The 13,712-nt window shown below is 58.9% G+C and carries 11 protein-coding genes and 4 tRNA genes; 12 read left to right on the top strand and 3 right to left on the bottom strand.

Going from position 1 to position 13,712, the window contains the following annotated elements:
* The first annotated feature begins 91 nt into the window (after positions 1–91).
* Positions 92–643, top strand: a complete 552-nt coding sequence (locus tag DET50_RS15460) for a peroxiredoxin (RefSeq protein WP_113863652.1) — start codon at positions 92–94, stop codon at positions 641–643.
* Positions 619–1,515 (top strand): hypothetical protein, encoded by an 897-nt coding sequence (locus DET50_RS15455; protein WP_113863651.1) that lies wholly within the window; start codon positions 619–621, stop codon positions 1,513–1,515. The genes DET50_RS15460 and DET50_RS15455 overlap by 25 nt, the downstream gene beginning before the upstream one ends.
* On the opposite strand, the gene lpxH is transcribed toward DET50_RS15455, so the two are convergent.
* Both lpxH and DET50_RS15445 read right to left on the bottom strand, forming a co-directional pair.
* On the bottom strand, positions 1,510–2,235 hold the full coding sequence (lpxH, locus tag DET50_RS15450) for a UDP-2,3-diacylglucosamine diphosphatase (RefSeq protein WP_113863650.1): 726 nt from the start codon (positions 2,233–2,235) through the stop codon (positions 1,510–1,512). The genes DET50_RS15455 and lpxH overlap by 6 nt on opposite strands.
* On the bottom strand, positions 2,232–2,732 hold the full coding sequence (locus DET50_RS15445) for a peptidylprolyl isomerase (protein WP_113863649.1): 501 nt from the start codon (positions 2,730–2,732) through the stop codon (positions 2,232–2,234). The genes lpxH and DET50_RS15445 overlap by 4 nt, the downstream gene beginning before the upstream one ends.
* 136 nt (positions 2,733–2,868) lie before the next feature.
* On the opposite strand from DET50_RS15445, the gene DET50_RS15440 reads away from it, so the two are divergent.
* The 3 genes from DET50_RS15440 to DET50_RS15430 all read left to right on the top strand — a co-directional run bounded on the left by DET50_RS15440 (position 2,869) and on the right by DET50_RS15430 (position 8,176).
* On the top strand, positions 2,869–4,548 hold the full coding sequence (locus DET50_RS15440) for a glutamine--tRNA ligase/YqeY domain fusion protein (protein ID WP_113863648.1): 1,680 nt from the start codon (positions 2,869–2,871) through the stop codon (positions 4,546–4,548).
* Positions 4,545–5,933, top strand: coding sequence for a cysteine--tRNA ligase (cysS, locus tag DET50_RS15435; protein WP_113863647.1), 1,389 nt, complete (start codon positions 4,545–4,547; stop codon positions 5,931–5,933). The genes DET50_RS15440 and cysS overlap by 4 nt, the downstream gene beginning before the upstream one ends.
* Before the next feature lie 62 nt (positions 5,934–5,995).
* Positions 5,996–8,176 carry a malate synthase G gene (locus DET50_RS15430; protein WP_113863646.1) on the top strand — a complete coding sequence of 727 codons (2,181 nt, stop codon included), beginning with the start codon at positions 5,996–5,998 and terminating at the stop codon, positions 8,174–8,176.
* 83 nt (positions 8,177–8,259) lie between these two features.
* On the opposite strand, the gene folD is transcribed toward DET50_RS15430, so the two are convergent.
* Positions 8,260–9,117, bottom strand: coding sequence for a bifunctional methylenetetrahydrofolate dehydrogenase/methenyltetrahydrofolate cyclohydrolase FolD (folD, locus tag DET50_RS15425; RefSeq protein ID WP_113863645.1), 858 nt, complete (start codon positions 9,115–9,117; stop codon positions 8,260–8,262).
* Positions 9,118–9,336: 219 nt separating this feature from the next.
* On the opposite strand from folD, the gene DET50_RS15420 reads away from it, so the two are divergent.
* From DET50_RS15420 to clpX, 7 genes are all read left to right on the top strand, one after another.
* Positions 9,337–9,413 (top strand) — tRNA-Pro (locus DET50_RS15420).
* A gap of 32 nt (positions 9,414–9,445) precedes the next feature.
* Positions 9,446–9,522 (top strand) — tRNA-Arg (locus DET50_RS15415).
* A gap of 98 nt (positions 9,523–9,620) precedes the next feature.
* Positions 9,621–9,696, top strand: a tRNA-His gene (locus DET50_RS15410).
* A 75-nt stretch (positions 9,697–9,771) separates the two neighbouring features.
* A tRNA-Leu gene (locus tag DET50_RS15405) sits at positions 9,772–9,856 on the top strand.
* 219 nt (positions 9,857–10,075) lie between these two features.
* The gene (gene tig, locus DET50_RS15400; protein WP_113863644.1) at positions 10,076–11,380 is read left to right on the top strand and encodes a trigger factor; all 1,305 of its coding nucleotides are present in this window, start codon (positions 10,076–10,078) and stop codon (positions 11,378–11,380) included.
* Positions 11,381–11,551: 171 nt separating this feature from the next.
* Complete coding sequence (clpP, locus tag DET50_RS15395; protein ID WP_092000058.1) at positions 11,552–12,187, top strand: ATP-dependent Clp endopeptidase proteolytic subunit ClpP; 636 nt, start codon at positions 11,552–11,554, stop codon at positions 12,185–12,187.
* A gap of 76 nt (positions 12,188–12,263) precedes the next feature.
* Positions 12,264–13,547, top strand: a complete 1,284-nt coding sequence (clpX, locus tag DET50_RS15390) for an ATP-dependent Clp protease ATP-binding subunit ClpX (RefSeq protein ID WP_113863643.1) — start codon at positions 12,264–12,266, stop codon at positions 13,545–13,547.
* Positions 13,548–13,712 lie beyond the last annotated feature (165 nt).

Raw genomic sequence — 13,712 nt, 5'->3', positions numbered from 1 at the left:
CCTGGCAGGCGGGTGCTTCATAATGACGTTTGCTGAACCAAACGTCGGCCACCGTGGTATAACCGGGTTCATGCCACAGGAGACAACAACCATGACAAGAATCCCCGAGAATACCCCGGCGCCAGTGGACGACGGTGCCTGTGATCACCTGAAAGGACAGGTCCTGCCGAATGTCACGCTGACCAGTTCTGAGGGCCGCCCGATAAATGTCGGCGGACTGGCGGGCACAGTGGTGCTTTACTTCTATCCCCGCACCGGGCGCCCGGACCGGCCATCCCCGGATGGGTGGGCTCAAATTCCGGGAGCCTTGGGCTGCACGCCCCAGGCCTGCGCCTTCCGGGATCATCATCGGGAGCTGACTGACCTGGGCGTACAGGTCTTTGGTGTAAGTACCCAGGATTCTGACTATCAGCAAGAGGCCGTCGATCGACTGGGTATTTCGTTCGAACTGCTCAGTGATGAGAACCTGGCGCTGGCACAGGCGCTGGAGCTTCCGCTTTTTACAGTTGAAGGCGTCACCCTGAACAAGCGGGTGACGCTCATTGCCAAAGATGGCGAAATCCAGAAGGTGTTCTATCCGGTGTTTCCGCCGGATGATCATGTCTATGAGGTGATTGATTGGTTAAAGGATTCTTCCCGCTGATTCTGCTTCTCTCTTCCCTCATCCTGGCCGGTTGTGATGCCGGCCAGGAAAAGGAGGTGATCGCTGAATCCAGCCCGCCAGCTGAGGAACCCGAAGCTGCCGCGCCTGCATCCGGCGCGGATATTTCCCTGGCTCTCAAACCTGCCGAGATGGACTGGGTAGGCCAGAAGATTTTCCAGAACGAGTGCGCGGGCAAGTTGCAGTGCCTGGTGCACTGGAACGAGGGAGAGGCGTTCCCGTCATTGGGGATCGGGCACTTCATCTGGTACCCGGAAGGGGTGGATGGACGCTTTGTCGAGAGTTTCCCCAAGCTGATCCAGTATATGACGCAGCACCAGGCATCGGTGCCGGACTGGCTGGTGAATCTTGAGCCGTTTGATGCACCCTGGCCGGATCGGGAAGCTTTCATGGAGGCGGAGGATTCCACCCGTGTTGCGGAACTCCGGGAATTTCTGGCCGGTTCCCAGGGGCTTCAGGCCGAATTCATTTTCCGCAGGGCCAGAGAATCGCTGGATAAAGTAATTGCCGCAGCGCCTGAGCAGCATCGGGAGCGGGTTACGGAATATCTGGCGCAGCTGAGTGCGACGCCTGGTGGGGTCTACGCGCTCATGGACTACGTCAATTTCAAGGGCGAGGGGCTGGCCGAATCCGAGCGTTACGACGGCGAAGGCTGGGGCCTGTTGCAGGTTCTGCTGGAGATGAATCCCGAACAGGAGCAGGCTGCGCTGGACGCTTTCCGATCTGCGGCCGGAGACGTACTCACCCGCCGTGCAGAGAATGCCGAGAATCCGATCGAGCGTGAGCGCTGGCTGCCGGGCTGGCTCAGACGGCTCGAGACCTATCGCGAGCCGTCCGAAGTCCCGGCCTCATAGCGGGGCCTTGTTCAGCTCCGGCTCCTTGCCCGGCTCCACTTCCAGCCACCAGACGTACTGATCCCAGTCACCCAGGACGATCCGGCGGGCATCCTGGCCGTTGGCCTGCAGTTCGTGGACGGCCGGACGGTGGGTATGGCCGTGGATCAGGCGCTGGACACCGTGGGCCTCCATCTCTTTTACAACTTCTTCGGGCGTGACATCCATGATCGTTTCGGCCTTGCCCTGGTTCTTCGCCATGGAGATTTCCCGTAACTGCCGGGCCATCTGCTGGCGGTCCTCAAGGGGGCGGGCGAGGATCATCTGCTGCCACTGCGGGTTGCGCATGTTGGCGCGGAACTTCTGGTACTCCACGTCGGCGGTACACAGGCTGTCGCCGTGCATCAGCAGGGTGGGGGTGCCATAAAGATCCACCACCGTGGGATCATCCAGCAGGGTGGCTCCGGCACGGTTACAGAAATCCTCACCGATCAGGAAGTCCCGGTTACCGTGCATCAGGAAGATGTCGGTACCGGTCTCGCTCACTTCCTTCAGGGCAGCGGCAACGGTTTCCTGCAGGGGCGTGCGCTCGTCGTCGCCGATCCAGGCCTCGAAGAAATCCCCCAGGATGTACAAACGCTCCACACCCATGGCCTTGTCCTTCAGAAAGGCCAGAAACGCCTCCGTGATGTCCGGACGCGACTCCTCCAGGTGTAGATCGGAGATAAACAGCGTGGTCACGCGTCCTCCAGAACCTCGGCTTTCTCGATGATCACGTCCTCGGCGGGAACGTCCTGGTGGCCGGCGCGCATGGTGGTGCGTACGGCACGGATCTTGTTGACGGTCTCCATGCCATCAACCACCTTGCCGAATACGCAGTAACCCCAGCCCTCGGCATTCTTGGCGGTGTGGTCCAGGAAGCCGTTGTTCTCCACGTTGATGAAGAACTGGGCTGTGGCGGAATGCGGGTCCATGGTACGGGCCATGGCGATGGTGCCAACCATGTTGCTGAGGCCGTTGTCCGCTTCGTTCTGGATCGGCTCCCGGGTCTTGCGCGGGGTCATGCCCGGCTCGAAGCCGCCACCCTGAATCATGAAATTGCTGATTACCCGGTGAAAGATCAGTCCGTCGTAGAAACCGTCACGAACATACTGTTCAAAGTTTTTGGCGGTTTCCGGGGCCTTGTCGTAGTCCAGTTCGAGCTTGATATCACCGAAATTCGTTTGCAGCAGAATCATCAGGGTTTCCTGTACAGGTTTATAGAGGTTTCAGGGCGCTATTGTACTCAAGAGTTTTGCGCTATGCATGAGTCCGGAAAGGATTTGTGAGTATAATACGCGGTTTAAGATTCAACCCCTGTCCAACAGAGATTGTATGAGCGCCGAGTCGAAGAAAGCCCACAACTTTATCCAGAGCCTGATCGAAGATGCCATTGCCAAAGGTGAGCACACCGGCAAGGTCGTCACCCGTTTTCCGCCGGAGCCGAACGGCTATCTGCACATTGGTCATGCCAAGTCCATCTGCCTGAATTTCGGTATTGCCGAGACCTTTGGTGGCGAGTGCAACCTGCGGTTTGACGACACCAACCCGGAGAAGGAAAACCAGGAGTACATCGATGCCATCAAGGCGGATGTGCAGTGGCTTGGTTACGAATGGGCCGGTGAGGTGCGGTATGCCTCCGACTACTTCGATGCCCTCTACGACTTTGCCGAGGAGCTGATCCGCAACGGCAAGGCCTATGTCTGTGCGTTGTCCGCGGACGAGATGGCCGAGTACCGGGGCTCCCTGAAGGAACCCGGCCGCAATAGCCCGTACCGCGACCGCCCGGTGGATGAAAACCTGCAGCTGTTCCGTGACATGCGGGACGGCAAGTACCAGAACGGTGAATTGGTGCTGCGGGCGAAAATTGACATGGCGTCTCCGAACATCAATCTTCGGGATCCGATCCTGTACCGGATCCGTTACGCCGAGCACCACCAGACCGGTGACAAGTGGTGCATCTACCCGATGTACGACTATACCCACCCGATCTCCGATGCCCTGGAGGGGATTACCCACTCCCTGTGTACCCTGGAGTTCGAGGACCACAGGCCACTGTATGACTGGGTGCTGGACAACATTTCCGTTCCGTGTCATCCGCGCCAGATCGAATTTGCCCGGCTGAACCTGAACTACACCATCACCTCCAAGCGCAAGCTCAAGCGTCTGGTGGACGAGGGTTACGTGGATGGGTGGAATGACCCGCGCATGCCCACCATTTCCGGTATGCGCCGCCGCGGATACACGCCGGAGTCCATCCGCAGCTTCTGCGACATGATCGGCGTGAACAAGGCCGGCGGCACCGTGGATGTGGGAATGCTGGAGCATGCCATCCGGGAGGATCTGAACACCCGTGCCCCACGTGCCATGTGCGTCATGCGCCCGCTGAAGGTGACCCTGACCAACTATCCGGCAGACAAGACCGAAACCCTGGTTTTGCCGGTGCATCCGCAGAACCCGGACATGGGCGAGCGGGAAGTCACCTGGAGCCAGGTTCTGTATATCGACCGGGAAGATTTCGCCGAGGAGCCGCCGCGCAAGTGGAAGCGACTGGCACCGGACCAGGCGGTACGCCTGCGTGGCGGGTATGTCATGACCTGCCGGGAGGTTATCCGTGACGACAGTGGTGAGATCGTTGAACTCAAGTGTGAGTACGATCCGAATACCCTGGGTGTGAATCCGGAAGGCTACAAGCCCAACGGCGTGGTCCATTGGGTCTCGGCGGCTGACAGTGTCGAGGCGGACATCAACGTTTACGATCGTCTGTTCAACCATGAGTCGCCGGACAGCGACAAGGATGGCGATTTCATTGACCATCTGAACCCGGAATCCCTGGTGGTGCTCAAAGGCGCCCGCGTCGAAAAGGGGCTGGCGGACCCGCGCACGGACCTGCCGTACCAGTTCGAGCGGGAAGGCTATTTCTTCTGTGATCAGGAGCAGACCACCGCCGCCGGTCACCCGGTGTTCAACCGTACCGTCACTCTGCGGGATTCCTGGGGTAAGGGGGGCAAGTGATCCGAATCTACAACACGCTCACGCAGCAAAAGGAAGAGTTCCGGCCCATTGAACCGGGCAAGGTGCGCATGTATGTCTGCGGCATGACCGTGTATGACTACTGCCACCTGGGCCACGCCCGGGTGCTGGTGGCGTTCGATGTGATCACCCGGTACCTGCGTCATCGGGGCTACGACGTTCACTACGTTCGTAACATCACCGATATTGACGACAAGATCCTGCGCCGGGCCGATGAGAATGGCGAGGTCTACTCGGACCTGACCGGGCGAATGATCCGGGCCATGCACGAGGATGAGGCCAAACTCGGCGTACTCTCTCCGAACGAGGAGCCCCGTGCCACCGCCTACATTGACGAGATCATTGCCATGATCCACAGGCTGGTTTCCAGTGGTCATGCCTACGCCGCGGATAACGGCGACGTTTACTTCGCGGTGGAGTCGTTCCCGGATTACGGCAAGCTGAGCAAGAAAAAGCTGGACGACCTGGTGGCCGGTGCCCGGGTCGATGTGCAGGAGGCCAAGCGCAGCCCGGCGGACTTTGCTCTGTGGAAAGCCGCCAAGCCGGGGGAGGTCAGCTGGCCGTCGCCCTGGGGCGATGGTCGTCCCGGATGGCATATCGAATGTTCCGCCATGTCGACCCAGTGCCTGGGCGATACCTTTGATATCCACGGCGGCGGTCCGGACCTTCTGTTTCCGCATCATGAAAACGAAATCGCCCAGTCGGAGTGCGCTACCGGGCACAAGTTCGTTCATACTTGGATGCACGCTGGCGCCATTCGCGTGAACAAGGAGAAGATGTCCAAATCCCTGGGGAACTTCTTCACAATCCGCGAGATTCTGGACAAATATCCGGCCGAAGTCGTGCGTTACTTCCTGGTATCGAGCCACTACCGCAGCCAGGTCGACTACTCGGAGGACAACGTGGCCGAGGCAGGGCGAACGCTGACCAAGCTTTATCACGCCCTGCGAGGCATAGTTCCGGCAAAAGAGGCGGATGTGCCCGAAACGGAGCATGACCGCCGATTTATTGAAGTCATGGACGATGACTTCAATACCGCCGGGGCGATTGCTGTGTTGCACGGTGTGGCGAACGAGATCAATCAGTATCGTCGTGACGGTCACGAGGAAGAAGCGAAGAAAAGTGCTTCCGTCCTTGTTCGTCTGGGAGCGGTGCTCGGGCTGCTGCAGCAGGACCCGGAGGCCTTTTTCCAGGCCGATACCGGGGGTGAGCTGACGGCCGAGGAGATTGAGTCTCTGATTCAGGCCCGGGCTGACGCCCGCAAGGCAAAGAATTTTGCCGAGGCTGACCGGATTCGCGACGAACTCGCGGAGAAGGGCATTATTCTGGATGACTCCAGGGAAGGCACGACCTGGCGCCGCGGGTAAACAGGGATCCAGGCTCCGACTGACTGTGAGTCGGGAATTCAAACGCATTGAGGCAGACAACGATGACAGAACGCGTACAAATTGGCGGCATTCAGGTCGCGAAGAATCTGTATGATTTCGTAAACAACGAAGCGATTCCGGGTACCGGAGTCGATCCTGACAAATTCTGGGCAGAGTTCGACAAGATCGTGAACGAACTGGCCCCGCGCAACCGCGAACTGCTGGCAAAGCGTGACGCGATCCAGGAGAAAATGGACAGCTGGAACCGTGACCACAAGGGTCAGAAGCTGGACATGGCCGAATACAAGGCGTTCCTGAAGGACATCGGCTACCTCGTGGAAGAGCCGGCTGATTTCAAGATCTCCACCTCCAACGTTGATCCGGAAGTGGCTACCATGGCCGGCCCGCAGCTGGTGGTTCCGATCATGAACGCCCGCTTCGCCCTGAACGCGGCGAACGCCCGCTGGGGCAGCCTGTACGATGCCCTGTACGGCACTGACGCGATCTCCGAGGAAGGCGGTGCCGACAAGGGCCCGGGTTACAACCCGGTTCGTGGCGCCAAGGTTATCGAGTGGGCCCGCAATCTGCTGGACAGCTCCGCGCCGCTGGCTTCCGGAAGCCACAAGGACGCCGCCAAATATTCCGTTGACGGCGGCAAGCTGGTCGTCAAGCTGCAGAACGGCGAGGCCACCGGCCTGAAAGACGAGTCCGGATTCGTGGGCTACACCGGTGCCGCAGATGCCCCCACCGGCGTGCTGCTGGTCAAGAACGGCATGCACTTCGAGATTCAGATCGATGCCAGCCATCCGATCGGCAAGGACGACGGTGCCCATGTGAAGGATGTCCTGATGGAGTCCGCACTGACCACCATCATGGATTGCGAAGATTCCGTTGCCGCCGTGGATGCCGACGACAAGGCCCTGGCCTACCGCAACTGGCTCGGCCTGATGAAGGGTGACCTCGAGGAAACCTTCGAGAAAGGCGGCAAGCAGATGACCCGCAAGATGAACGCGGATCGCACCTACACCGCCGCTGACGGCAGCGAGCTGGCGCTGAAGGGTCGCAGCCTGATGTTCATCCGTAACGTCGGCCACCTGATGACCAACCCGGCCATCCTGCTGAGCGACGGTAACGAGATCCCCGAGGGTTTGATGGACGGCCTGATCTCCTCGCTGATCGCCATCCATGATCTCAAGGGCAACAGCCAGTTCCAGAACAGCACCAAGGGCTCTGTCTATATCGTCAAGCCCAAGCAGCACGGCCCGGAAGAGGTGGCGTTCACCAACGAATTCTTCGGTCGCGTCGAGGATGCACTGGGTCTGCCGCGCTTCACCCTGAAGGTCGGTATCATGGACGAAGAGCGTCGTACCACCGTCAACCTGAAGGCCTGTATCCACGCGGCCAAAGAGCGTGCGGTGTTCATCAACACCGGGTTCCTGGACCGCACCGGTGACGAGATCCACACCTCCATGGAGCTGGGTCCGTTCATCCGCAAGGGCCCGATGAAGCAGGCGACCTGGATCAACGCCTACGAGCAGTGGAACGTGGACATCGGCCTGGAAACCGGTTTCTCCGGTGTTGCCCAGATTGGTAAAGGTATGTGGGCCATGCCGGACCTGATGGCGGGCATGCTCGAAGCCAAGATCGGCCACCCGAAGGCCGGTGCCAACACCGCGTGGGTTCCGTCTCCGACCGCCGCGACCCTGCACGCCACCCATTACCACCAGGTAAACGTGTTCGATGTGCAGAAAGAGCTGGCCAAGCGTGAGCGCGCCGCTCTGGAAGACATCCTGACCGTGCCGGTGATGGAGGATCCGTCCTCCCTGAGCGCCGAGGACATCCAGCAGGAGCTCGACAACAACGCACAGGGTATCCTGGGCTACGTGGTGCGCTGGATCGATCAGGGCGTGGGCTGCTCCAAGGTGCCCGACATCAACAACGTCGGCCTGATGGAAGACCGTGCCACCCTGCGGATCTCCTCCCAGCTGCTGGCCAACTGGCTGCATCACGGCATCTGCACCGAAGCGCAGATCGAGGAAACCATGAAGCGCATGGCGGCCGTGGTCGACAAGCAGAACGCTGGCGACCCGGCCTACCGCAACATGGCCCCGAACTTCGATGACAGCGTCGCGTTCGAAGCGGCGATGGCGCTGGTCCTCAAGGGCTGCGAGCAGCCGAACGGCTACACCGAGCCACTTCTGCACGAGTACCGTCAGAAGGCGAAGGCCAAGTACGGCCAGTAAGTCTCTCGCTAGACACAAAAAACCCGCGGTTTCCCGCGGGTTTTTTGTTGAAGGCTGAAAATGGGGTCTGACCCCATGCGGGGTCAGACCCGGTGCAGCACATCCGCTGCATAAAGCGTATTCTGCAACAACGTAGCAATCGTCATCGGCCCCACACCCCCGGGCACCGGCGTAATGAACGCCGCCCGCTCGGCCGCAGCCTCAAACTCCACATCTCCTTTCAGCTTGCCGTCTTCCATCCGGTTGATACCGACATCAATGACGGTGGCGCCAGGCTTGATCCACTCGCCCTTGACCAGTCCGGGTTTGCCCACGGCGGCAATCAGGATGTCCGCCTCGCCCACAAATTTGGCCAGGTCCGGTGTGAATCGGTGACACACGGTGGTGGTGGCACCCTTTAACAGCAGTTCCATGCTCATGGGGCGGCCCACGATATTGGAGGCGCCCACAATCACCGCGTGCTGGCCCTTGTAAGGTGTGTCGATCGAATCGAGCAGGGTAATGATGCCTGCCGGTGTGCACGGGCGCAGTGTTGGTTTGCGCTGCATCAGGCGGCCGATGTTATAGGGGTGGAAGCCATCCACGTCTTTGTCCGGGCGAATCTTGATCAGGATCGGATCCGCGTCCAGGTGCTCCGGCAGTGGTAGCTGGACCAGGATGCCATCTACGGCAGGATTCTCGTTGAGTTCGTCCACCAGGGCTTCCAGGGCTTCCTGGGAGGTGTCTGCCGGCAGGTCGTAGGACAGGGACAGGATGCCGGCCTCCTCGCAAGCCTTGACCTTGTTGCCAACGTAAACCTGGGAGGCCGGATCGTTGCCGACCAGTACCACCGCCAGGCCAGGTGCACGCAGGCCCTTCTGCTTTCGGGCTTCAACACCGGCGGCGACCTGCTGTCGCACCTGGGCGGCAATTTCTTTTCCGTTAATCAGTTTGGCGCTCATGTTTCCGTCTTGTCGGTTGGGCATCGATAAATGAAGGCCGGCAATTGTCTCATGCTTCCGCCCGAACTCCAATTGGACCAGGGGAGGGGAACTTTTCATCATGGGCAGGGTCTTCTTCAGTGCCTATTCCATCGGTTTTTTAGAATGCGTGTTGACGGCACCGCCCGGCGCCGGTAATATGCGCGCCAACTTTGCTGAGGCACTAGTTGTTCAGACAGACGGGGTATAGCGCAGTCTGGTAGCGCGCCTGCTTTGGGAGCAGGATGTCGGGAGTTCGAATCTCTCTACCCCGACCATTTTCTGTGTGTTCAGGTGGGCGAACGGTCAGGCGCCCGTAGCTCAGCTGGATAGAGCAACGGCCTTCTAAGCCGTGGGTCGCAGGTTCGAGTCCTGCCGGGCGCGCCATAAAGCCGTCGGTAAGGACGGTTCCGGGGTCACCGTGATCAGCAAGGTTGCAATTTCGACGAAAATGTCGAAAATGCCGCAAGGCAATTCCCAATGTGGTGGACGTAGCTCAGCTGGTAGAGCTCAGGATTGTGACTCCTGCGGTCGAGGGTTCGAACCCCTTCGTCCACCCCACTTTTCCCCCTGAAGTGATTTTCCGCAAAGCCTGAACTTTGGTAGGGTTTTCGACCTCCGTTCAGCGTTGTGTATGCGAGCGTGGCGGAACTGGTAGACGCGCTGGATTTAGGTTCCAGTGGGGCAACCCGTGAGAGTTCGAGTCTCTCCGCTCGCACCACCCCTTTCTTTTTTGTTTTTCATCCCCATATCTTCGGCTGATCTGAAAAGCTGTGATCCGCGCCTCCGAGCCCGTGCCATACAGGTGATTCTCTCGGCGGTGCAAACCGTGATAAACTACCGGCTTTTAATTTTCAGTCCTTCCGGGGCGAAGTACCTGGAAATGGACTTTTGTTATAGATTTCATTCACATACCGAACCTGTAATTTGAGGATCTTCCATGCAAGTGTCTGTTGAAACGACCTCCAACATCGAGCGTCGCATGACGATTGGTGTGCCCGCCCAGGAAATCGACCAGGCGGTCCAGAAACGCCTGCAGGAAACTGCTCGGACTGTGCGCCTGAACGGCTTCCGCCCTGGCAAGGTGCCCATGAGCGTGGTCAAGCGTCGTTTCGGTGACAGCATCCGCCAGGAAGTTGTTGGCGAGGTTATGCGCGACAACTACATCAAGGCACTGCAGGAGCAGGACATCAACCCGGCAGGCTGGCCGCAGTTCGAGCCGAAGACCATGGAAGAGGGCAAGGACCTCGAATTCGTGGCTACCTTCGAAGTGCTGCCGGAAATCGAGCTGGGCGATCTGAGCAAGATCGAAATCGAAAAGCCCCAGTCCGAAGTGACCGGCAAGGATATCGACACCATGATCGATAACCTGCGTCGTCAGCAGGCCACCATGAAGGAAGTCAAGCGCAAGTCCAAGAACAAGGACGTTGTGACCATCGACTTCAAGGGCTTCATCGACGGTGAAGAATTCGAGGGCGGTTCCGCCGAAGGTCATCGCCTGACCCTGGGTTCCGGCCAGATGATCCCGGGCTTCGAGAAGGGCATCGTTGGCGGCAAGGCCGGCGAAGAGCTGGAAATCGAAGTGACCTTCCCAGAGGACTACCAGAACGAAGACCTGGCGGGTAAGCCGGCCAAGTTCCAGATCACGATTCACAAGGTTGAAGAGCCGCAGCTGCCTGAGCTGGATGCCGAGTTCTTCCAGAAGTTCGGTATCGAAGCCGAAGACGAAGCCGCTTTCCGTGAGGAAGTGAAGAAGAACATGGAGCGCGAGCTGAAGCAGGCGGTATCCAACAAGGTCAAGAACGACGTGGTCGACGGCCTGCTGGAAACCACCGAGCTGGACGTTCCGGCGGCCCTGGTGGACCAGGAAATCGATCGCCTGCGCCAGGACGCGGTGCAGCGTTTCGGTGGCCAGGTTGATTTCCAGCAGCTGCCGAAGGAAATCTTCGAGGAACAGGCCAAGCGTCGCGTCAAGACCGGCCTGCTGTTCCAGGAAGTGGTCAAGAAGAACGATCTGAAAGCCGATCAGGCCAAGGTAGAGGAAAAGATCCAGGAGATCGCTTCTACGTATGAACAGCCTGAGGAAGTTGTTGCACACTTCAACAGCAACCCGGATCAGAAGTCCCAGATCGAGTCTTCCGTACTGGAAGATGCGGTTGTTGACCATGTGCTGGAACAGGCCAAGGTCAAAGAGAAGAAGATGAAGTACGAAGAGGCCGTTGCTGCGGGTCAGCCACAGCGCTGATCAGCCGTGACCGGTTCGCGAGGCCGGTCGCGTTGGCCGAACCAGAAAACAGCCGGCTTGTCCGGCTGTTTTCATCTGGGCCGACTGGTGGCACAGTAAGGTGTGTAAAGACATCAGAAAATGTCGTGGGGCGAGTCCACGATCCATTGTCCATAAGGAGTTCAGGCGCACATGACGCAGAAACCAATTGATGGTCCCGCAATGGTTACCAATTCCGGCCTGGTGCCAATCGTTATCGAGCAGACTGCCCGTGGCGAGCGTTCTTTCGATATCTATTCCCGCTTGCTCAAGGAACGGGTGATTTTCATGGTCGGGCCGGTCGAAGACCACATGGCGAACCTGATCGTGGCCCAGTTGCTGTTCCTGGAATCCGAGAACCCGGACAAGGACATCCACCTTTATATCAATAGCCCGGGTGGCTCCGTGACTGCCGGCATGTCCATCTATGACACCATGCAGTTCATCAAGCCGGACGTCGCGACCCTGTGTATCGGTCAGGCGGCCAGCATGGGCGCCTTCCTGCTGGCGGGTGGTGCCGAGGGCAAGCGGGCGTGCCTGCCGCACTCCCGTGTGATGATTCACCAGCCGCTGGGTGGTTATCAGGGCCAGGCAACGGACATCGAGATCCACACCCGTGAGATCCTGAAGATCCGTCACACCCTGAACTCCCTTCTGGCCAAGCATACTGGCCAGGATCTGGAGACCATCTCGAAGGACACGGACCGCGACTATTTCATGGATCCGGACCAGGCCAAAGAGTACGGCCTGATCGATTCGGTACTTGATAAGCGCGTACCGAATACATAATACTGAAAGTAATCGCATCAACCTTGGCCGGCGTACCTGCCAGTAACGCCGGCAGTTGACGAACAGAGGTAATTCAATGGCAGATGAAAGAAACGGCAGAGGCGACGATAACGGCAAGTTGCTGTACTGCTCGTTTTGTGGAAAGAGCCAGCATGAAGTCCGTAAGCTCATTGCAGGGCCCTCGGTGTTCATCTGCGACGAGTGCGTAGATCTTTGCAATGACATCATCCGGGAAGAAATCCAGGAGAATTCCCAGGAGGAGGCGAGTGATCGCCTGCCATCACCTGCGGAAATCCGGGAAACTCTGGATGAGTATGTCATTGGCCAGGATCGTGCGAAGGTGGTGCTGTCCGTCGCGGTTTACAACCACTACAAGCGGCTGCGCTATGGCGAGGGCAAGAACGACGTCGAGCTGGGCAAGAGTAATATCCTGCTGATCGGCCCGACCGGTAGCGGTAAGACCCTGCTCGCCGAGACCCTGGCCCGCATGCTGAATGTTCCGTTCACAATCGCCGATGCCACCACGCTGACCGAAGCCGGTTACGTGGGTGAGGACGTCGAGAACATCATCCAGAAGCTGCTGCAGAAGTGCGACTACGACGTGGACAAGGCCCAGCGCGGCATTGTCTACATCGATGAGATCGACAAGATCTCCCGCAAGTCGGACAACCCCTCCATCACCCGGGATGTATCCGGTGAGGGCGTGCAGCAGGCGCTGCTCAAGCTGATCGAAGGCACCGTTGCCTCGGTTCCTCCCCAGGGCGGACGCAAGCATCCGCAGCAGGAATTCCTGCAGGTGGACACCACGAACATGCTGTTCATCTGTGGTGGTGCCTTTGCCGGTCTGGAGAAGGTGATCCAGGAACGTTCCGAGCGCAGCTCCATTGGCTTCTCCGCCACGGTGAAGAGCCAGAACGATGCCAAGAGTGCCGGCGATGTCATCAAGGATGTCGAAACCGAGGATCTGGTGAAATTCGGCCTGATTCCCGAGTTTGTCGGTCGTCTGCCGGTGGTGGCCACGCTGACCGAGCTGGACGAAGATGCCCTGGTACAGATTCTGACCCAGCCCAAGAACGCCCTGACCAAGCAGTACCAGAAGCTGTTTGATATGGAAGGGGTTGAGCTGGATTTCCGGGAAGACGCCCTGCGTGCAGTGGCCCGCAAGGCCATGGAGCGCAAGACCGGTGCCCGGGGCCTGCGTTCCATCATGGAAGCCACGCTACTGGATACCATGTACCAGATCCCGTCCGAGCATGACGTCACCAAGGTGGTCATCGACGAGAGCGTGATCAGCGGCGATTCCGAGCCGTTCAAGATCTACGCCAGCAGCGACCACGCCAAGGCTGTGCCCGAGGACTGACCCTACCTTCACCCCTGAACCCGGGGTCAGATGAAGGCCTTCATCTGACCCCATTTTCACCTCCACGTGAACTCGAATCCCAATCCGTTTTTCCCCCGTAAAAAGATTGCAATTTTAATCAGCGCCCCAATGAAGGGTGATATGCTGAAAGAAATACCGTCAGAG

Source organism: Marinobacter pelagius, assembly GCF_003315345.1.
GTDB classification, from domain to species: Bacteria; Pseudomonadota; Gammaproteobacteria; order Pseudomonadales; family Oleiphilaceae; genus Marinobacter; species Marinobacter pelagius_A.
The sequence above is the reverse complement of the archived record's forward strand: the minus strand, read 5'-3'. Positions and strand labels throughout refer to the sequence as shown.

Coding starts and splice junctions, on each gene's coding strand:
- tig (WP_113863644.1), top strand. CDS start 10,076: ATGCAAGTGTCTGTTGAAACGACCTCCAACATCGAGCGTCGCATGACG.
- DET50_RS15445 (WP_113863649.1), bottom strand. CDS start 2,732: ATGATTCTGCTGCAAACGAATTTCGGTGATATCAAGCTCGAACTGGAC.
- DET50_RS15440 (WP_113863648.1), top strand. CDS start 2,869: ATGAGCGCCGAGTCGAAGAAAGCCCACAACTTTATCCAGAGCCTGATC.
- clpX (WP_113863643.1), top strand. CDS start 12,264: ATGGCAGATGAAAGAAACGGCAGAGGCGACGATAACGGCAAGTTGCTG.
- folD (WP_113863645.1), bottom strand. CDS start 9,117: ATGAGCGCCAAACTGATTAACGGAAAAGAAATTGCCGCCCAGGTGCGA.
- DET50_RS15460 (WP_113863652.1), top strand. CDS start 92: ATGACAAGAATCCCCGAGAATACCCCGGCGCCAGTGGACGACGGTGCC.
- DET50_RS15430 (WP_113863646.1), top strand. CDS start 5,996: ATGACAGAACGCGTACAAATTGGCGGCATTCAGGTCGCGAAGAATCTG.
- clpP (WP_092000058.1), top strand. CDS start 11,552: ATGACGCAGAAACCAATTGATGGTCCCGCAATGGTTACCAATTCCGGC.